We start from the raw sequence: 17,589 nt of genomic DNA, 5'->3' as shown, positions 1-17,589 counted from the left end.
GCTCAGTCCGGCAGGAAATCGAGCGCGATGTCAACGGCCGGAGCCGAGTGTGTGATGGCCCCGACCGAGATGTAGTCCACTCCGGTTTCCGCGACCCGGCGCACATTCTTCAAGTTGATGCCGCCCGAGGCCTCGAACTTCGCTTTCCCTCGGGCGATAGCCACAGCCTTCCTCATTTGGGTCACTGTCATGTTGTCGAGCAGAATGCGAGTTGCCCCGGCAGCAAGGGCTTCCTTGACGTCGGCCAGAGTCTGAGTCTCAACTTCGACCGGAAGTCGGCTTGAGCGGCACCGTTCGAGAGCCGCGGTAATCGAGCCGGCGGCGGCGATGTGGTTGTCCTTGATGAGAATCATATCGAACAGCCCGACACGATGGTTCGTACCGCCACCGCAGCGGACCGCGTACTTCTCCAACGCTCGCCAGCCCGGCGTCGTCTTGCGCGTATCCAGGATGACCGCGTTCGTGCCACGAACCGCGTCCACGAATCGCCTGGTTGCGGTGGCTACTCCTGACAGCCGCTGGATGAAGTTCAGGGCGGTACGCTCGGCGGTCAGGACGGGCAGAGCCCTGCCTTGGATTTCGGCCAGAACCTCGTCCTTCTGGAACCGGATGCCGTCACTCTGCTTGTGCCTGAATCGGATGGTGTGGTCGAGGGTGAGAAAGACCTGTCGACAGACGTCGATTCCAGCCAGAATGCCGTTGGCACGTGCGACCAGTCGCGCATGGACAAGCCGGTTTGATGGGACGGTGAGCCGCGACGTGATGTCGCCGGAACCTGTGTCTTCAGCCAGCGCGGCCGTTATGAGCTGTCTTGTGGTCATCGGCCGTAAGTAGAGCGGCCCGGTCTCAGCCCAGAAGGCGCGAGGACAGTTCTATGGCTTGCGGTTCTTCTCGGCCCGAGCCTTGGCTTCGGCTTCCAGGCGGGCGCGGCGCTCCGCGAGCTTCCGTTCCGCTTCCTCGCACTCCTTGCGTTCTGCCTCGAGACGAGCCTTGGCTTCGGTCTCTTCCTGCAGGCGCTTGCGCTCGGCTTCAGCGCGGGCCTTGGCTGCGGCCTCTACCTGAGCGCGGTGCTCGGCCAGCTTGCGTTCCTCTTCCGCCCGGGCTCTGGCTTCGGCCTCTTCCCTGGCGCGCAACTCCGCGAGCTTCCTTTCGGCTTCGGCACGGGCTTTGGCCTCGGCTTCCGCCTTGGCCTTGCGCTCGGCGACCTTTCGTTCCGCTTCCTCAAGCCGCTTGCGCTCTTCCTCGGCTCTGGCTTTGGCTTCCGCTTCTTCCCTGGCACGCTGCTCGGCGAGCTTGCGCTCCGCTTCCGCACGGGCCTGGGCCGCTGCCTGGATGCGGGCGCGCTTCTCTGCCAGTTGCCGCTCCTCTTCCTCGATTCGCTTCTGCTCGGCCTCAGCTCTGGCCCTGGCTTCGGCTTCCTCTTTGGCGCGCTGCTCCTCTTCGCGGCGCTTACGTTCCTCTTCCTCTTTGCGTTTGCGTTCGGCCTCGGCCCGTGCCCTGGCCTCAGCTTCTTCCTTCGCACGCTGTGCGGCAAGCCGAGCCTCTTCTTCTTTCCGTTTGCGATCAGCCTCGACATAGGCTTTGACTTCGGCCTGCAGTTGGGCACGCCGGTCTGCGAGTTTCTTTTCCTCTTCCTTCCGTTTGCGGCTCTCCTCGGCGTAGACCTTGGCCTCGGCCTCGAGTCGGGCTCGGCGGTCGGCGAGTCGCTTCTCTTCCTCTTCCAGTCTCTTGCGCTCTCCATCGATGCGGGCGTTTACCTTGGCCTCATCCTTTTCGCGCTGCAGGGCGAGCCTGCGCTCCTGTTCCTCGAGCCGTTTTATCTCGGCCTCGGCACGGGCTCTGGCCTCAGCTTCTTCCCGGATGCGCTGCTCGGCCAGCCGGCGCGCCTCCTCCTCTTTCCGTCTGCGCTCGGCCTCGGCGCGAGCCTTGGCCTCAGCTTCTTCACGGGCACGCTGTTCGGCCAGTCTCCGTTCTTCTTCCTTGCGCCTGCGCTCGGCCTCGACCTTGGCCCTGGCTTCGGCCTCCTCTTTGGCACGCTGAGCGGCAATCCGCTGTTCTTCTTCTTTCCGCTTGCGCTCCGCTTCGGCTTTGGCCCTGGCTTCGGCTTCCTCTTTGGCGCGCTGCTCGGCAAGTTTACGCGCCTCTTCCTCTTTACGCTTGCGTTCGACCTCGGCGCGAGCTTTGGCCTCGGCCTCTTCCTTGGCGCGCTGAGCGGCGAGCTTGCGTTCCTCTTCCTCTTTGCGCTTCCGCTCGGCCTCAGCCTTGACCTTGGCTTCGGCCTCTTCCTTGGCGCGTTGCGCGGCGAGCCGCTGCTCTTCTTCCTTCTTCTTGCGGTCGGCCTCAGCCTTGGCCTTAGCGTCCGCTTCTTCTTTCGCGCGTTGCGCGGCGAGTCGCTGTTCGTCTTCCTTCCGTCTACGTTCGGCCTCAGCCTTGGCTCTGGCCTCGGCTTCGTCCCTGGCGCGTTGCGCGGCGAGCCGTTGCTCTTCTTCCTTCTTCTTGCGGTCGGCCTCGACGCGGGCCTTGGCCTCGGTCTCCAACCGTGCTCGCTTCTGGGCAAGCCTGCGTTCTTCTTCTTCCAGCTCCTTGCGTTCGGCCTCGGCCAGAGCGTCAGCTTCGGTCAGTTCCTTGGGAGGTTGAGGGGCGGGCTTCGGTGCCTCTTCCTTGGGCTTGGGTGCGGGTTCGACGCGTTCCTTGACTTCCGGTGCTTCCTTGGGCTGTTTCGCCGCTGGTTGTTCAACGACCGTTGGGGCAGCCTGCTTTCCCGGCGCAGCCTGCTGGGGAAAGAGAATCTCGCGGACCTTGCCGACTAGTACCGAAACATCGCTCGGCTTGGGAACGAATGCGCTCGCGCCCATGTCCAAGCCGCGGCGAACGTCCTCCGGCGACGAGCGGGCACTGAAGATAACGATTGGGGCATTTGCCCCGCTCGACTTCAGCAGCTGACAGACCGAGTAGCCGTCCATCTTGGGAAGCATCAGCTCCAGGATGACGAGGTCGAACTCAGTCTGACGTGCAGTTATCACAGCCTGGAATCCGTCGGCGGCCGTGGTTACGTCGAAGCCTTCTTTCACGAGCTGGCCTCGCACGATTTCACGCAGGCCGGAATCAGATTCGACCACGAGAATCTTTTTCTTGGTATTGATCACACGTCCTCCTTGGTCGGCAGGATGAAGCTGAACATGACTTCCGCGCCGAAGTTACTCAAAACTCCCACTATGCCGCTACTCATTTGGCCACCTAGGCGGCCAGGGCCGGGGTTGGATTGCCGGGGGGTAGTATGCTGCGCAGCCAGTGGGATAATCAAGCTTCGAGCCAGGCGGCTTGATGACACATGGGCGACGGCCGAGTTCACGAATTCTCCATGACCGGTACCATGCGTCCCTTATGGCCGCCGTAGCCGGAGAGCCGGGCCAAGGCCCGGTTTGGTAAGACGATGCGTCCGTGGTTGTCCGCAATCCAGATGCCCTTCTGAGACTCGTCCAGGAGCTCCAGACTGTCCGCGGTCGCATCAAGAAACGGTATCAGCATTACTTACGCTTCGTTAAGTGCTCCCCATGTCGGGGCGCAGGCTCGGAGCGCGCAACGGCGCCGGAATCGAGGACGCGACCCGACATCAATTAACGGAAGTCTAGCCCCCGGCAGGTATTTGTCAATCATGGAAAATGTGCTGACTAATACCCGCATTTCCACACAGTTTGGTAGAACGTCTGCCGTCGCATACACGCCTTTGCCCCCTCACCCGTGGTTTGCGGTAGACGACCCGTGATGTCGGCCCGGCAGCGCAGCCGATGGCTATTGGCCTGGCGCCGGCGGCTTCTCGCTCAACAGGGCCTCGGTCAAAGCAGCACCTGCGTATGGTCCTCGTGTCTTAAGTCCCACTATTCAGGGAAAATCGAGTATCTGGGGCACTCCGTGCCGGTGGCGCCAGTCATCATCCGGAATCTGGGAGTGGAACTCCTCGACCTCGAAGGCGAACGGGGGCGAGAGACGCGGCATTGTGTTGCCGGTCACCACTTCTGAACGGGTCTCCGAAGCTGTCGTAGTCTGCGCGCCTGAGCTGTGGGCGACTTGCGTCTCGGGAGAATGGACGATGCCCATGTACACTGTTTCCTTTCTTTCGGTGCAAGAGGTCCGCCGAAGATGGCGGCAGGGGAGAGCGGTTTCTCTCCCCTGCCTGAGGTAGTACCGAAGCCCGTTTGGCTCGTTCGGAAGGATGAGGCGAACGGCAAACGGGTATTCATCTCGGGCCCATTCTAGCAGGTCGTTGTTAAGCGGTTATAAGGAAGGTGTCAGGCCGCAGTTAGACGCCGGAGATTCAAGCAGAAGCGGAAGACGAAAGACGGTGAGGAGCGGTCGGCTAGGAAGAGCCCGCGCGGACCGGGAGCACTATCCGAAAGGCCGTGCCGACGCCGAGAGTGCTTCGTACCGAAACCTCGCCGCCGTGAAGCAGAACGATGTGCTTGACGATGGACAGGCCCAGGCCGGTACCGCCAAGCTGGCGCGAGCGGCCTTTGTCCACCACGTAGAAGCGCTCGAATAGCCTCGGCAGGTGCTCAGGCGCGATGCCCGGCCCGGTGTCGCGGACTTCGATGACAGCGCACTCATTACCCGATGCGCCACTCCCAACGGCCGAATCACGGCTCAACGTGACTTCGATCTCTCCCTTTTCGGTGTACTTCACGGCGTTGTCAAGCAGGTTGGTGAATACCTGTTCAAGCTTGAACCGGTCGGCACGAAGCGAACCGCTCCAGCCTGAGGATGACAGCTTCAGCGCGAGTCCCTTGTCGCTCGCGGCCTTCTCAAAAAGCACGAGCATCTGTGCGGCGACCTGGCTCAGGTCCACGTCTTCAAGCTGGAGCTCTGTCCCGTGTTCTTCGAGTTCAGACAGGGCGAGCAGGTCCTTCACGAGGCTGACCAGCCGGTCGGTGTTGCGGATGATGGTCTCAAGATAGGGCCGATTGTTGCTGTCGACCGTGGTCTCCATGGTTTCCGCAAAGCCTTTGATGGCGGTGAGTGGCGTGCGTAGTTCATGCGAAACGTTCTGGACGAAGTCCTTCTTCATGCGCGCCGCCCGTGCGACCTCGGTGTTGTCGTGGCAGGTCAAGACGACCTGGTTGGCCGCTGAGAGGTAGCTGGCGCTGCACGCGAAGTCTTGCCCGCCTATCTGTAGTTGGCGCACGGCGGTCGGGCTTTCAGTCGTCACCGCACGCACGAGTTCGACGAAGTCCGGTTCTCTTATGACTTCCCAGTAGTGCCGGCCCTCGACCTTCGGTTCACCGGCGAGCTTCCGGAAACTGGCATTCGCGAGGACGATTCGGCCGGAACTGTCCACTACGGCCAGTCCCTCCTGGATTGACCCGACGATGGCGTTGAGGGCCTCGCGCTGCTGCCGCAGCTCGGCCACCAGCGTCTTGGTATTGAAGGCCATCTCATTGAAGCTGTCCCCAAGTTCGCGGAGCCGGCCGCGCTTCCCAAGCATGACCCTCACGTCAAACTCGCCGGCGCTGAGCTTGCGGAATGCAACGGTCAGGTCACGGACCGGACGCGCCAAGCCGCGAGCAAACAGGTACGACGTGACCCCGGCAGCACCGGTCACGATGGCAGCAGCAATCCACACCAGGGCACGGCCGGTGCCGTGAGCGGCGACAAGGCCGGCGATCAGAAGAACCACGATTATCGCCAACTGGATGGCGAGCAACCGGAGCAGGATGTAGCGCTTCAATCGCGGAGCTTGTAGCCGACGCCCCGTACGTTTTCAATAAGGTGCCCGGCCTTGCCCAGCTTCTTTCTCAAGTTGGTGATGTGTACGTCGATCGTGCGGTCGAGTACTGCTTTCTCATCGCCCCACAGCCGGCTCAGGAGTTCGTCACGGCTGAACACCCATCCGCGGCGTTCCGCAAGAATCTCGATGAGCTTGAACTCGGTGGTCGTCAGTTCGAGCTTGCGGCCCCGGACAGTGACCTCGTAGCGGTTCTTGTCCAGGGCGATTCCCTCGGCCAACGCGACCGTGTCCGGCTCCACCTTCTTTTCGTGACGGCGCAGCACCGCCTTGACGCGTGCCACGAGTTCTTTGGGCGAGAACGGCTTGGTTATGTAGTCGTCGGCGCCGATTTCCAGACCCAGCACCCGGTCGAGTTCGTCTCCGCGGGCGGTCAGCATGACAACAGGCACGTGCGCGGTGCGGGCTTCCTGCTTCAAGTACTTGCAGACGTCGATTCCGTCGGCGTCGGGCAACATCAGGTCGAGGATAACAAGGTCGGGCAGACTGGACGCGAGCGACTTCTGAAAGCGGGTGGCGTCGGGGAAGGTCCGGACGGCGAACCCGGCCTTGCTCAGGTGGAGCGAGACGAGTTCAAGGATATCAGGTTCGTCATCAACGACGGCTACCAGGCGGCTCAATGGTCAGAGGAAGGTGGGGCGGCCGGGTCGGTAGAAGGCGCCGCGCCCCTTCCGTGCTTGATGACTTCGCCGGTGGTCATGTAGATTACGTCCTCGGCGATGTTTGTCGCCAGATCGGCAATCCGCTCGAGGTTGAGCGCTATCAGAATCAGCTTCAGAGCCCGCTCGATGGTGCCGGAATCGGCAACCATGGTTGCGATGAGTTCGGATCGGACAGAGAGATTGAGTTCGTCAACTGCGTTGTCGCGTGCGCAGACAGAACGGGCCAGTTCGGGGTCGGTCCGGGTGAAGGCGTCGAGTGAGTCCTTGAGCATGGCGACGGCCTGGTCGGCCATCTGCGGGATGTGGACGAGCGGTTTGACCGGTGGGCGGGGAATCAGATACTGTGCCGCCTGCGCGATATTGACCGCGTGGTCGCCCAGCCTTTCAAGCACGTCGTTGATCATTACAGCCATCGCGATCGTGCGCAGGTCCTTTGCTTCGGGTTGGTGCAGCGCTATGAGGTTGATGGCGGTATCCTGGTTCTCAATTTCAAGCCGGTTAACGTGGTCCTCATGTTGGCTGATGACCGTCTCGGCCAGCGCCGGATCCCGGTTAACGAGCGCCTCAATGCTGTCGGCTATCATCTCCTCGACGATGCCGGCCATGGTGATGAGCTGTTGTCTCAGCTCAGCTATTTTGTCTTCTAGAAGGGTAGTCAATCAGCACTCCTCACTACGATTCATTATGGCCAGTTCCTTGACAGGTTCAAGGAAAACATCGTGCGGCTCATCCGAACTTCCCGGTCAGGAAGTCCTCGGTCCGCTTGTCTCGAGGATTGGTGAAGACGTGTTCGGTCCGGCCGAATTCGACCAGCTCGCCCAGCATCAGGAACGCGCACCAGTCGGAGACGCGGGCCGCCTGCTGCATGTTGTGGGTGACGATGACGACGGTGTAGTCCTGCTTGAGCTGGCGTATCAACTCCTCAAGCCGCGCGGTCGAGTGCGGGTCAAGGGCTGAGGCCGGTTCATCGAGCAGGATGATCTCGGGCTCGACCGAGAGAGCGCGGGCCGTACAGAGCCGTTGCTGCTGTCCTCCGGACAGAGAGAAAGCGCTGTCGTGGAGCCGGTCCCTGACCTCCTCCCAGAGGTTGGCGTGGCGGAGCGCCCGTTCGACCCGTTGCTGGATGTCGGCTTGGCCGCCCATCCGGTGGATGGCGGGCCCGAACGCGACGTTCTCGAAAATGGATTTGGGGAAGGGATTGGGCTTCTGGAAGACCATTCCGACCCGCTTGCGCAACTCGATGACGTCGGTCGAGTCCGCGAAAATACTCTCGCCGTCGATGCGGATGTCGCCCGTCACCCGGGTGCCCAGTATCAGGTCGTTCATCCGGTTGATGGTGCGCAGCAGCGTGGACTTGCCGCATCCGGACGGGCCCATGATGGCGGTGACCGCGTTGGCCGGTATCTCGAACGACACGTTCTTGAGCACGTGATTGTCGCCGAACCAGAGGTTCAGGCTGTCGACCTCGATCCGACCTCGGTCCGGTCTGGTCACCGGCGTCCCGGTCTGGCTGAGGGGATTCTCGGTCTTAGATTTTAGATTGGCGATTGTCGGCTGTCGGACGGGCAGCGTCATTTCCACATCTCCTTGAATTGAGGTCCCGGCGCAATCGTCATTCGGCAATCTGACTTCGTCATTTCTCTACACCTGCCATTTATTGGATGACGATGCCCGAAGCCGGAAAGCGAAGGCCACGCCATCGAACGCGAGTACGAATGCAAGCAACACCATGGCCGTCCCGAAAGCCAGGGGGCGGACCTTGAGCATCTGTTCGTGCTGAGTCGAAAGGGTGAAGAGGTGGTAGGGTAGAGCCATGAACTTGTTGAGGGGCGAGGTCGGCAATTGCTTCGTGTAGTAGGTCACGCCGGTAAAGAGAATCGGCGCGGTTTCGCCCATGGTCCGGGCGACGGCGAGCAGGACGCCGGTTAGGATACCGGGAAAGGCGTAGGGCAGGACGTTGCGGCCTATGGCTTCCCATTTGGTCGCGCCCAGGGCCAGCGCGCCTTCGCGGAACGAACCGGGGATTGCGCTTATTGCCTCTTCGGCGGTGGCGATTATCCACGGCAGGTTCATCAGACCGAGGGTCAGGCCGGAGGCGAGGACCGAGAGACCGAGCCTCATGGCCGAGACGAAGAGCGCTACCCCGAACAGCCCATAGACAATTGACGGTATGCCGGCAAGGCTGCGGATGGAACTGCGTATTGCGCGGGTCACGTAGTTCGCCGGCGCGTACTCGGAAAGGTAGATGGCCGAGCATACGCCGACCGGCACGGAGAAGATGAGGGAGACGAAGGTGACGAGAACGGTGCCCACGATGCAGGGCCAGATGCCGCCCTGGGTCATGCCGTGCGTCGGCGGCTGGGTGAGGAATCGCCAACTGATAACGCCCAGCCCGTTGCGGAACAGGTAGTAGAACATGAGCACGATGAAGCCCAGGAAGGCGACCAGCGGCACCGCCAGTATCCAAAACCCGAAGCTGCTCGCGGACCGGGTGCGGCGGAGCTTCTTTCCGACCGGGGTCGAGGATTCCAGGATTCCAGGATTCGAGTGCGGACCCGAGCCGGACATTCCGTTCACTGGACCCCTTGAATCCTCGGTTCCTTGAATCTCATTCTTCACAGCGTGAAACTCCGCTTCGCGCGTCTCATGAGCGACTCGGCGACCAGGTTGGTGCCGAGCGCAATCAGGAACAGCACGAACCCGAGGGCGAAGAGCGAATAGTAGTGGGCCGAGCCGAAAGCGGATTCGCCGAGTTCGATGGCGATGGTCGAGGTGATCGTGCGAAACGGCTGAAAGAGCGAGTGCGGCATCAGCGGGGCGTTGCCGGCGACCATCATCACTGCCATGGTCTCCCCGACCGCGCGGCCGAATCCGAGCATTACCGCGGCGAGTATGCCCGACTTCGCCGCGGGCAGGACGATGCGGAACGCGGTGGTCCAGGGCGTAGCCCCAAGCGCGTAGGCGCCCTCGCGGTACGAATGCGGAACCACCCGGAGTGCGTCGTCCGAAACCGAGATGATTGTCGGCAGCGACATGAGCCCGAGCAGCAGACTGGCGTTAAGCAGGTTCAGCCCGGATGGTACGTGGAAGAGGTGGGCGATGAACGGGGCGAGTATCACCAGACCGAAGAACCCCAGCACAACTGACGGGAAGCCGGCGAAGAGCTCGACCAGGGTTTTCGCCGTGACTCGCACCCAGCCCTTGAGGCGTTCGGAAATCAGGATGGCTGAGGCAATGCCTAACGGCACGGCGATGATGAGCGCGATGGCCGTGCTCAGAAGCGAACCGAGCAGCAGCGGGATGAGGCCGAATGACGATACGCCGTAGGCATCCGGATTCCAGACCGTGCCGAAGAGGAAGCGGAATACCGGCACTTCGCGGAAGGTCCGGACGCCGTAAAGTAGCAGGAAAAGCAGAATTCCAAGCAGGACAACCGCGGATAGCAGCGCACTGACCCAGAAGACCACGCCTGCGGCCCTATCGGTCAGCTTCCTTGAGCGGCGCCGCGGCTGTCCCGTGCCGGCCACGGCCTGCAGGGATGTCCCTGACACCCCTGCAGGCTTGAGAGAGGCAGACACTGATCTACTGGAGATTGGCGCTGTCGCTTGCCTGATAGCCCGGAGTCAGCGGGTAGAAACCCTGGTCGCTGACAACCTTCTGTCCTTCCGGGCCGACCTCGAACGCGATGAAGTCCCTGGCATCGCCCTTGGCCTTGCCGTTGGTGTACTGGAACAGCGGCCGGGCCAGCGCGTACTTGCCGGAGTTAACGGCGTCCTGGTCGAGCGGCGAGTAGTAGTTCGTGCCGTCTTTGGAGAGCTGCAGGACCTTGACGCCTTGTTCGCGAGCATAGCCTACACCGACGTAGCCGATGGCGCCCGCGTCGGCCTTGACTGCTTCGACAATCTGGGCGTTACCGTTCATCTGGTTCATCGAGGCGGCGTACTCGCCCTTCACGGCTTCGTCGCGGACATAGACGAAGGTGCCGGAGCTGGGCTGACGTCCGTAGAGCGTGACCTTCTGGCTGGGGCCACCGACCGCGCTCCAATTCGTGATCTTGCCCTGATAGAGCTGACCGAGTTGATCGACGGTGAGCTTCTCGACCGAGTTCGCGGAATTGACGATGATGCAGACGCCGTCAATCGCGATGGCGTATTCCACCGGGTTGACGCCGTTGGCCCGGGCGCTGGAGATTTCCTTCGACGCGATGGGCCTTGAGGCGTCGCCGATGTCGGTCTGCTTGTTGATGACGGCGCTGATGCCGACTCCGGAACCGCCACCGGTGACGGACACGGTTGCGTCCGGGTGGGCGCTGTTGAAGGCCTCGGCCAGGTTCTGCACCAGGTTCAGCATGGTGTCCGAGCCCTTCACCACCACTTCCTTGGCGGTGCCGAGGGTCACCATGGCTGCCAGTGCTACGGTTGTTATCAGTTTCTTCATGTTCTTCTCCTTGATATCTTGCGAATGTCAGTTCGCGTTCAGGACGTGGTTCCACTCGAGGCGGAACTGGGCCATGAACGTGTTCGTCGGGTCGACCTTGTCCGTGGATGGCGCGGGCTTCAGCGCATCTGACTGCTCGTGAATCCAGGCGAACTGGAAAGCGACCGCGGGCTTGGAGCCGCCGGCGCGCTTGAGGAAGTGCCAGTTGAAGCCGAGGCCGTAGCGCATCAGGCTCTTGGCCTTGTTCTCCGGCATCGAGTCTCCGGACTGCTCTTTCTGTTGCCAGGTGCTGAACCGGCCGAAGACGTCGAGGTGTGAGTTCATCAGAGTCACGAGCGGCATCAGGTCAATGCCCGACATCTTGTAGTTCTTGTTGCTCACGGTCAGGGTCGAGTCAGTCACTTTGTGGGTGGATGTGTCTCTCGTCAGCGCATAGTAGGAGAGGTTACGTGTGTAGCTGTACATGATGTACTCGCCGGTGAGCGAAACCGGGCCGAACGCCACCTTCGCCATGGGCGCGAAGGCGAAACGGTTCCGGTTGGCGGTGTCGGCGTTGAAGAACTTGGTGGTGTCGGCGCCGGTGCCGCGTCCCGCCTTGCCGTTGGAGTAGGGGGAGAAATCTTTGACCTTGTTGAAGACCGAGGCACCGACCTGGAATCCGGCAATCGGAGTCAGTCGCAGGTTGGCAAGAAGCATGGGAGCGGCTGAGTTCTTCGCGCCGGTGACCTTGTAGCCTTCGCCGTTGTACGCGCCGAGCTGCAGCTCGCCGAGGCCCGAGGGCAGGAATCCGTTGAGCGTCATGCCGTAGTCAGCGCTGGCGCAGACGCCGCGGTCGTCAGCCAGTTCCTTGTCCGGATGGGTATAATCCCAGGAGTAGATTTCGCCGAAGTAGACCTTCTGCATTCCGGCGGTGAGGTTGAAGTCCTTGATGGGCGTCACCATGTCGACGTACGCTTCCTTGATGCGCGTCGAAAAGCCGTCGGCGTAGCTCGACGAGGACAGGAAGTCGAGGGTCAGTTTCGAGTACAGCTTGTTTGTCCACTGATGCCCGGCCCGCAGATAATCGCGCTCCAGCGTGGAGCGGCTCACGGTCGGGCTCGTGACTTTGAACGGGCTTGACTGGTTGGTGTAGCGGAACCAGCCGTTGTATTCGAGCTCTGATTGGCCCGGGTCAAGGGCGTAGACAGAGCCGGCTGCCAGTATCGCCAGCAGCATGGCGACTACGGTCTTCTTCATACGGTTTTCTCCTTTCAGGGTCGGCGGAAGTGTATGAACCATCGACTAAGCGCGTATAAGCCGATTGTCAGGTTTCTGTTAATCACTCAAAGTCCACCTTACGCGGTGCCACGCAGGCAGTATCCGGTTCTCTGACAGAGGTAAAACAGAGGACAGTCCCGTGAAGCGTCTGGATCGTCCCTCAAGGAGGCAAACCCGCTTTTCCTCGACCGTGCGCGGGACTGCCTCTGTCTTCCCAGCAACAAAGAGCGACGGAACAAGGGACGGCGGACGACGTACGGCTCCGGCTCGACTGCCTGCAGTTCTTGTTCATGGTTCAAGCCCATGCCATCGTGCATCTTACATCTCTCATCTTCCATCTAACATCTCAATTCGGACAGCCACTTCTGCTTTCTGCATTCTAGCTTCTGAATTCTGACTTCGGCTGATCCGTCAGCCGTCCAGCCCTTCCTTCAGACTTATGCTCTCGGAGCTGATAGGGTGCTTCAGGACGACGTCCCCTTTCTCATCCAGTCCGGCCTCCGCCAGTTCCCAATCCGAGGAATCGGGCAGTTCGGTGACATAGGAAATCTGCCCCCACGGAAACAGCCTGACCTTGATGTCGCTGGTGGTGATGTTGGCATTCACGGTCGGGCGCTTGAAGTGGAAGGCGCGGCATCGCATCCTGAGATACAGCGGGTTCTCTTCGAGGACCTCACCGACGACCACGTGAGTCGTGGCTTCGGGGTAGGCTTTTCTCATTCTGGCTTTCCATATCTTCGTTTCGGCCATCATTCACTCCTTTTGTTTTCACCACCAGTCTGCATTGACGCTGCTTGCTGCGGATAAGCACGATGTCAGGTTGTTGTTAACCACGCACGGGCCGATGAACGCAGCCGCGGAGCATTCCTTGCCCGGCAACGATGAACGAAGTAACGTTGAACAATGAACGCTTGCTCGTTGAACCGGTCATGAACGGAAGCCGGTCGAAACTGTGAGCATGAAGAACTTAGCCGCATGCCTATTGGTGCTGCTGGCCATGGCAGGAGCTGCGCCCATAACCTATGTGAAACTGCCACGGCTTGAGGCAACGGCGCTCGACGGCACGCGCCTTGTCCTTCCCGACTCTGTGGCAACTTACATGACGTTGGTTGGGTTCGGGTATCAGCGCCAGTCGCAGGACGACATCGACTCATGGCTCGGCCCCTTCCGTCAGGAGTACACCGCCGTGAACCAGTTCCGCGCCTGCGAAGTACCGATGATGGGCCCCAGCATCCCCGGCCTGCTGCGCGGTGTCATCAACTCGGGCATGCGCAAGGCCACATCGGAAGAGAACCGCCACTGGGTTGCGCCCTTCTACGGCGACATCGACGGCTACTCAAAGCGCCTCGGCGTAGAAGACCGCAGCCGGGTGTACGTGTTCCTGCTCGACGGCAGCGGCGTCGTCCGCTGGCACGCCTCGGGCCGCGCCGACAGCACCGGGCTCGCCGCACTACGCATCCAGGTCGCGAAGCTCGCGGCCGGCGGTGGAGAATGATGCACCGGTTGCTCGGTGCCCTCGGTTTGCTGTGCGCCGTTGCCTGCGGCTTGGGCCCGGACTACTCGGCTCCCGGCCCGTATCCCTGCGGCACGCGGACCATTGACATCCCGGGCGCTTACCAGTTGATGAGGCATTCGCTCGTCTGTTTCCCTGACTCCGCCGGCACGTTTCCGAAGTCGGCGATTCCGGCCCCAATCATAGTGTTCGCCCACGGCTGGATGATGGGCATCGACCGCTACTTCAGCTACGCCTATCACCTCGCTACCCGGGGCTTCGTAGTCGTCATGCCCACCTACTCGGACCCGACCATCATCCCGCAGCACGACCTGCGCGCCCGGCTTGTGGTTGACGCCGCGCGCTACGTGTCGGCGCTCGACACCGTACCCGGCGACCGCTTCTACGGAGCGCTCGACCGGTGGAACTGGGGCTTTGCCGGCCACTCAATGGGCGCGAGCATCGTCCTGCTGGCGGCTGACCGGTTCGGGCTGTACGATACGCTGCGCGCCATCGTTGCCGTCTCCGGACCGCCCAGCACGCCGCGGACTCGCGCGCAAGACGTCCTGACGCCCACGCTGCTTCTGTTCGGCCAGTTCGACCGGTTCGCGCCGTGGAAACATGCCCGCAACACGTATTGGCAAGGGGCGCACGCGCCCGCCACGTTTGCGGCATTGCACGGGGCCAACCATGGTTATTCCATGGACCACACTGTCTTCTGGCAGAACGGCGGACATTCGATCTACACGCGCGACGCCCAGAAAAGGGCCGTCCGCCGATACCTGACGGCGTACTTCGAACGTTACCTGCATGGCGACACCAACGCATGGAACCGGGAGTGGACTTCCGGCGACTCAATCCGAAGTCACACGGAGATGGAAAGCGTCGAGGTCCGGTCTCTGGCTCCACACTTTGCCCAGCCCTTTATCACGCCGGCCAATGGCCCGGCCGCCGGATTCGAGCCGGACCGGAAGAGGCTGCTGCTTCGGTGCGGCCTGCCTGAAGACGACAGTGTCCTCGTCGCCGTGTACGTCGTCTGCGGCAACCGTGTCCGGACCCTGCTCGAATGCCGCAAGACCGCAGGCGCGCATGCCGTAGCCTGGGACGGCAAAGATGACGCGGGAAATCAGGTGTCCGACGGAGTCTATGTCGTCGGTTGCACGGTCCGCGGCTGGCCGATTGCCAGATGTGAAGTCATCCGCAGGTTGTTCCACACCGGCACATAGGTAAGCACCCGGCAAGTCAGTTCCCGAACTACTCGGCAGGTGACTCCTGGAGTCACTCTGCAAATCACTCCTCGAATCACTCCATGAATCACTCGGCAAGTCACTCGGTAAGTCACCCTGCGAGTCACTCGCGGAGTCAATCGGTAAGTCAGTCAGAGACTCACTCACCGCGTCACTCGGTGACTCACTCGTCGAGTCATTCTGTAAGTCACTCGGTAATTGACTGGGTAATTCACTCGGGGGGTCACTCGCCGAGTGACTCGGTAAGTGACTCGGGGAGTCACTCGGAGAGTGACTGGGGGAGTGACTGGGGGAGTGACCTGCCGGGTGCTATGCTGAATGCATGTCCGGACATTATAACAGACTACTAAGCAATGACTTATGACTCGAAACTGCGGTATTTGACTGCTATCACAGCCTCTGGTATTCTACGACACGAGAATAGACAGCATGAACGGAGGTACGAAATGACTGACCCGAAGAAGAGAGCCGATCGCTGGAAGGCGAAGTACAATGTTGAGCGAGTGGAGGATACGCTGAACGACCTGCATGGAGACATGGCCGCGCGCTACGAAGCGGCCATTACCCAGGTCTACGCCATGGAGGTGAAGGTCAAAGAGGTCATCAACGCCTGCGGCGTCTCGACCTCGCAGTACGTACCCTACCTCAACTTCGGCCGGCAGCTCTACAAGCTGAGCCGGGAGCAGGGCATCTCGGGTGAGAGCTTTGCGATGGCGGCCCAGGTGCTGCTGGACAAGTGGTCCGCTCGTGGCTGCGACCCCAAGGTCCTGGCCAAAATCCGTAAGGATGTCTTTGACGTAGAAGCGCCGAAACCCTAGACCACGCGCTGGAACCTGCCCAGCGGCCAATCGTCCGGCCACTGCAACCTGCCAACTGGCAACTGGAAACTCGCGGCGAAGCCGCGTGACGTCTTCGACATCCCCGCGCCGAAGCCGTAGTTGCTGTCGTCAGGGACCGTCACGCCGTCCTGACCGCCGACTGTCCGTCACCCGCCACTGGAATCATCGAATCCTTCATTCCTGGAATCTCCTCCTTCCAGCTTGACTTGCATCGGCGGGAGTCTATTCTAGAGCCGCCATGGGAGCTTCACCTCCCGCACTGGTGGCTGATCTCGTCGAGTGGTTCGAGCGTGACCGCAAGGTCTTCCTGTCCCCTGACTACAAAGCAAAGCAACTTCGCCTCCTGACGGAACCAGTCGGCTCTCAGTCGACCGAACTTGACCGTGTAAACCTATAGGTTAGCATTTTGGTGAAGCTGATTCCGATAAGGAACGGGCCAGCGAGGACCGTGTTGGCGTTCGAGCGCGACGGCAGGTGTGAGACGCAGGAGTTCCTCAGTACGCTACCGGAACGGGCGGTGCGGAGCCTTGACGGCGTTATGCAGCGCCTGGCCGAGGTCGGTCGAGCCGGCACAGGCGAGGAGCGCTTTCGCCACCTGCGAGGTCCGGCGTACGAACTGAAGGAGCACTCGTCGGGCGTGAGGCTGTACTGCTTCCTCTCTGGGCGCGCCCTGGTCTGCACCCACGGAGGCCCGAAGCGCGCCGGCCGGGCTCGCCTGAACCTGGAGATTGAGAAAGTTATGGAAACGTATGAACTCTGCGCGAGAGAGGGCTTGCTTAGATGACTGAAGCTACCGAGTGGTTCCGACAGATGGTCGCCCGCCACGAGGGCGAACCGGAGTACTGGGTCGAACACATCAAGCTCGTCTTCAGCGAGGAAATCGGCCGGATGATGGACGAGCGCGGCGTGTCTCAGGCCGAATTGGCCCGCCGACTTGGCACGTCGAGGGCTTACGTTGCCAAGGTGCTCCGCTCCACCGCCAACCTGACCCTCGCCACGATGGCGAAGCTGGCGCTGGCCCTCGATGCAAGGGTGGAACTCGCCCTTGTTCCCGGGGAGAAGCACGCTTCATCCGCCGATTCGGGCGTTGAGCGTCCCTTGCGGGAGCGCATTCTCCTGCCCGCTCGACAAGCGCGCCGCAGAACGGCGCGGCCCGAGTTCATCGCCTCCGACAAACCGGCCCGACGACGGAGAGGCAAGGAATGAGGAACTTCATCCTCTCTCCTCCATCCTCAGTCCTTCATCTTGTCCCCTTGTCACGGACCGCGCCCGACGCCCTCAAACGTCTCGCTGACCGCCTCGCCCAGAACCGCAAGATCTTTCTGTCCAACGACGACTGAGAAGAACAACTCCGCGCTGCATTCCCGAACGGCTTCAGTCTGTCAATTCATCATTCGGGCTTGGCCGCAGCGGCCCCTGTCGGACAGCGCGTCGTTCGAGCTTCGCCTGTTCCCTTCTTCACCGCGCTTGGCTGGGACTGGACGACGCCATTCACACGATTCGGACCAGAAATTGGGGAGTGGAGCTTGTTCCAAGACTACCGCGCGGTAGGTTCTCGCCACAAGCGCTGGTCCTCTTGGCCGATGCCTGACTCAATGGATAGTGGCAGAAGCACGCGCCAGTCGAGTTATTGGACAAGCTCAATATCCCTCTTCTTCCCTTTCTTTCTCTTAGATAGTGCGATCCTGACGCGGCCCTTATACCAGCTTTGCAGAAGGGGTCTACCATGTTACAAGAAGGGCAAGCGTGGCGGAAATGCCGTTGAAAGTGAGCGCGGCTAGTGGTTGCGGATGAGTGAGTTAAGTCTGTTTTCTCTGCTGTATTCTCGTGCATGGCTACCTTGCATGAGAAGTCGACCTGCTGTCGAGCGAAGGTG

The 17,589-nt window shown here is 61.3% G+C and carries 21 protein-coding genes; 7 read left to right on the top strand and 14 right to left on the bottom strand.

The window, feature by feature from the left end:
- Window positions 1-2: 2 nt before the first annotated feature.
- From nadC to VMH22_05345, 13 genes are all read right to left on the bottom strand, one after another.
- Window positions 3-821, bottom strand: a complete 819-nt coding sequence (gene nadC, locus VMH22_05405; protein ID HTW91127.1) for a carboxylating nicotinate-nucleotide diphosphorylase — start codon at window positions 819-821, stop codon at window positions 3-5.
- Window positions 822-872: 51 nt separating this feature from the next.
- A complete protein-coding gene (locus tag VMH22_05400) occupies window positions 873-3,146 on the bottom strand; it encodes a response regulator (protein ID HTW91126.1) in 2,274 nt (757 codons plus the stop codon).
- A 202-nt stretch (window positions 3,147-3,348) separates the two neighbouring features.
- Window positions 3,349-3,528: a PAS domain S-box protein gene (locus VMH22_05395; protein ID HTW91125.1), complete on the bottom strand. Its 180-nt coding sequence runs from the start codon at window positions 3,526-3,528 to the stop codon at window positions 3,349-3,351.
- A 354-nt stretch (window positions 3,529-3,882) separates the two neighbouring features.
- On the bottom strand, window positions 3,883-4,011 hold the full coding sequence (locus VMH22_05390) for a hypothetical protein (protein HTW91124.1): 129 nt from the start codon (window positions 4,009-4,011) through the stop codon (window positions 3,883-3,885).
- Window positions 4,012-4,357: 346 nt separating this feature from the next.
- On the bottom strand, window positions 4,358-5,722 hold the full coding sequence (locus tag VMH22_05385; GenBank protein HTW91123.1) for an ATP-binding protein: 1,365 nt from the start codon (window positions 5,720-5,722) through the stop codon (window positions 4,358-4,360).
- Window positions 5,719-6,399, bottom strand: a complete 681-nt coding sequence (locus VMH22_05380; GenBank protein HTW91122.1) for a response regulator transcription factor — start codon at window positions 6,397-6,399, stop codon at window positions 5,719-5,721. The genes VMH22_05385 and VMH22_05380 overlap by 4 nt, the downstream gene beginning before the upstream one ends.
- Window positions 6,396-7,100 carry a phosphate signaling complex protein PhoU gene (phoU, locus tag VMH22_05375; protein ID HTW91121.1) on the bottom strand — a complete coding sequence of 235 codons (705 nt, stop codon included), beginning with the start codon at window positions 7,098-7,100 and terminating at the stop codon, window positions 6,396-6,398. Before phoU ends, VMH22_05380 begins: the two co-directional genes overlap by 4 nt.
- 67 nt (window positions 7,101-7,167) lie before the next feature.
- Window positions 7,168-8,016 (bottom strand): phosphate ABC transporter ATP-binding protein PstB, encoded by an 849-nt coding sequence (gene pstB / locus VMH22_05370; GenBank protein HTW91120.1) that lies wholly within the window; start codon window positions 8,014-8,016, stop codon window positions 7,168-7,170.
- 66 nt (window positions 8,017-8,082) lie between these two features.
- Window positions 8,083-9,060, bottom strand: coding sequence for a phosphate ABC transporter permease PstA (gene pstA, locus VMH22_05365; GenBank protein HTW91119.1), 978 nt, complete (start codon window positions 9,058-9,060; stop codon window positions 8,083-8,085).
- Complete coding sequence (pstC, locus tag VMH22_05360) at window positions 9,057-9,992, bottom strand: phosphate ABC transporter permease subunit PstC (GenBank protein HTW91118.1); 936 nt, start codon at window positions 9,990-9,992, stop codon at window positions 9,057-9,059. Before pstC ends, pstA begins: the two co-directional genes overlap by 4 nt.
- Window positions 9,993-10,023: 31 nt before the next feature.
- Window positions 10,024-10,878, bottom strand: coding sequence for a PstS family phosphate ABC transporter substrate-binding protein (locus VMH22_05355; protein ID HTW91117.1), 855 nt, complete (start codon window positions 10,876-10,878; stop codon window positions 10,024-10,026).
- A 27-nt stretch (window positions 10,879-10,905) separates the two neighbouring features.
- Window positions 10,906-12,114, bottom strand: a complete 1,209-nt coding sequence (locus VMH22_05350) for a hypothetical protein (protein ID HTW91116.1) — start codon at window positions 12,112-12,114, stop codon at window positions 10,906-10,908.
- A gap of 432 nt (window positions 12,115-12,546) precedes the next feature.
- Entirely contained in the window at window positions 12,547-12,855 is a 309-nt protein-coding gene (locus VMH22_05345; GenBank protein ID HTW91115.1) for a hypothetical protein, read from the bottom strand.
- Window positions 12,856-13,093: 238 nt separating this feature from the next.
- Between VMH22_05345 and VMH22_05340 the strand changes: the two genes are divergently transcribed.
- From VMH22_05340 to VMH22_05330, 3 genes are all read left to right on the top strand, one after another.
- Window positions 13,094-13,630: a hypothetical protein gene (locus tag VMH22_05340; protein ID HTW91114.1), complete on the top strand. Its 537-nt coding sequence runs from the start codon at window positions 13,094-13,096 to the stop codon at window positions 13,628-13,630.
- Complete coding sequence (locus VMH22_05335; protein HTW91113.1) at window positions 13,627-14,853, top strand: FlgD immunoglobulin-like domain containing protein; 1,227 nt, start codon at window positions 13,627-13,629, stop codon at window positions 14,851-14,853. The genes VMH22_05340 and VMH22_05335 overlap by 4 nt, the downstream gene beginning before the upstream one ends.
- A 467-nt stretch (window positions 14,854-15,320) precedes the next feature.
- Window positions 15,321-15,692 carry a hypothetical protein gene (locus VMH22_05330; protein HTW91112.1) on the top strand — a complete coding sequence of 124 codons (372 nt, stop codon included), beginning with the start codon at window positions 15,321-15,323 and terminating at the stop codon, window positions 15,690-15,692.
- Here the strand turns inward: VMH22_05330 and VMH22_05325 are convergent.
- Window positions 15,689-15,835, bottom strand: coding sequence for a hypothetical protein (locus VMH22_05325; protein HTW91111.1), 147 nt, complete (start codon window positions 15,833-15,835; stop codon window positions 15,689-15,691). The two genes, VMH22_05330 and VMH22_05325, sit on opposite strands and share 4 nt — an antisense overlap.
- A 116-nt stretch (window positions 15,836-15,951) precedes the next feature.
- On the opposite strand from VMH22_05325, the gene VMH22_05320 reads away from it, so the two are divergent.
- The 4 genes from VMH22_05320 to VMH22_05305 are packed head-to-tail and all read left to right on the top strand — an operon-like array spanning window position 15,952 to window position 17,053.
- On the top strand, window positions 15,952-16,110 hold the full coding sequence (locus VMH22_05320) for a hypothetical protein (protein ID HTW91110.1): 159 nt from the start codon (window positions 15,952-15,954) through the stop codon (window positions 16,108-16,110).
- A gap of 12 nt (window positions 16,111-16,122) precedes the next feature.
- The gene (locus tag VMH22_05315; protein ID HTW91109.1) at window positions 16,123-16,497 is read left to right on the top strand and encodes a type II toxin-antitoxin system RelE/ParE family toxin; all 375 of its coding nucleotides are present in this window, start codon (window positions 16,123-16,125) and stop codon (window positions 16,495-16,497) included.
- Window positions 16,494-16,919, top strand: a complete 426-nt coding sequence (locus tag VMH22_05310) for a helix-turn-helix domain-containing protein (GenBank protein ID HTW91108.1) — start codon at window positions 16,494-16,496, stop codon at window positions 16,917-16,919. Before VMH22_05315 ends, VMH22_05310 begins: the two co-directional genes overlap by 4 nt.
- A complete protein-coding gene (locus VMH22_05305; protein ID HTW91107.1) occupies window positions 16,916-17,053 on the top strand; it encodes a hypothetical protein in 138 nt (45 codons plus the stop codon). Before VMH22_05310 ends, VMH22_05305 begins: the two co-directional genes overlap by 4 nt.
- Window positions 17,054-17,589: the final 536 nt, after the last annotated feature.

It is taken from the genome of bacterium, from assembly GCA_035505375.1.
In the GTDB taxonomy this organism is placed as follows: Bacteria; Hydrothermota; Tepidihabitantia; order Tepidihabitantales; family Tepidihabitantaceae; genus UBA2258.
Note: the sequence above shows the minus strand (reverse complement) of the source record. Positions and strands in the feature narration are given on the sequence as shown.

Coding starts and splice junctions, on each gene's coding strand:
- VMH22_05335 (HTW91113.1), top strand. CDS start 13,627: ATGATGCACCGGTTGCTCGGTGCCCTCGGTTTGCTGTGCGCCGTTGCC.
- VMH22_05330 (HTW91112.1), top strand. CDS start 15,321: ATGACTGACCCGAAGAAGAGAGCCGATCGCTGGAAGGCGAAGTACAAT.
- VMH22_05345 (HTW91115.1), bottom strand. CDS start 12,855: ATGAGAAAAGCCTACCCCGAAGCCACGACTCACGTGGTCGTCGGTGAG.
- VMH22_05310 (HTW91108.1), top strand. CDS start 16,494: ATGACTGAAGCTACCGAGTGGTTCCGACAGATGGTCGCCCGCCACGAG.
- nadC (HTW91127.1), bottom strand. CDS start 821: ATGACCACAAGACAGCTCATAACGGCCGCGCTGGCTGAAGACACAGGT.
- VMH22_05355 (HTW91117.1), bottom strand. CDS start 10,878: ATGAAGAAACTGATAACAACCGTAGCACTGGCAGCCATGGTGACCCTC.
- VMH22_05320 (HTW91110.1), top strand. CDS start 15,952: ATGGGAGCTTCACCTCCCGCACTGGTGGCTGATCTCGTCGAGTGGTTC.
- VMH22_05395 (HTW91125.1), bottom strand. CDS start 3,528: ATGCTGATACCGTTTCTTGATGCGACCGCGGACAGTCTGGAGCTCCTG.
- VMH22_05340 (HTW91114.1), top strand. CDS start 13,094: ATGAAGAACTTAGCCGCATGCCTATTGGTGCTGCTGGCCATGGCAGGA.
- VMH22_05305 (HTW91107.1), top strand. CDS start 16,916: ATGAGGAACTTCATCCTCTCTCCTCCATCCTCAGTCCTTCATCTTGTC.
- VMH22_05350 (HTW91116.1), bottom strand. CDS start 12,114: ATGAAGAAGACCGTAGTCGCCATGCTGCTGGCGATACTGGCAGCCGGC.
- pstB (HTW91120.1), bottom strand. CDS start 8,016: ATGACGCTGCCCGTCCGACAGCCGACAATCGCCAATCTAAAATCTAAG.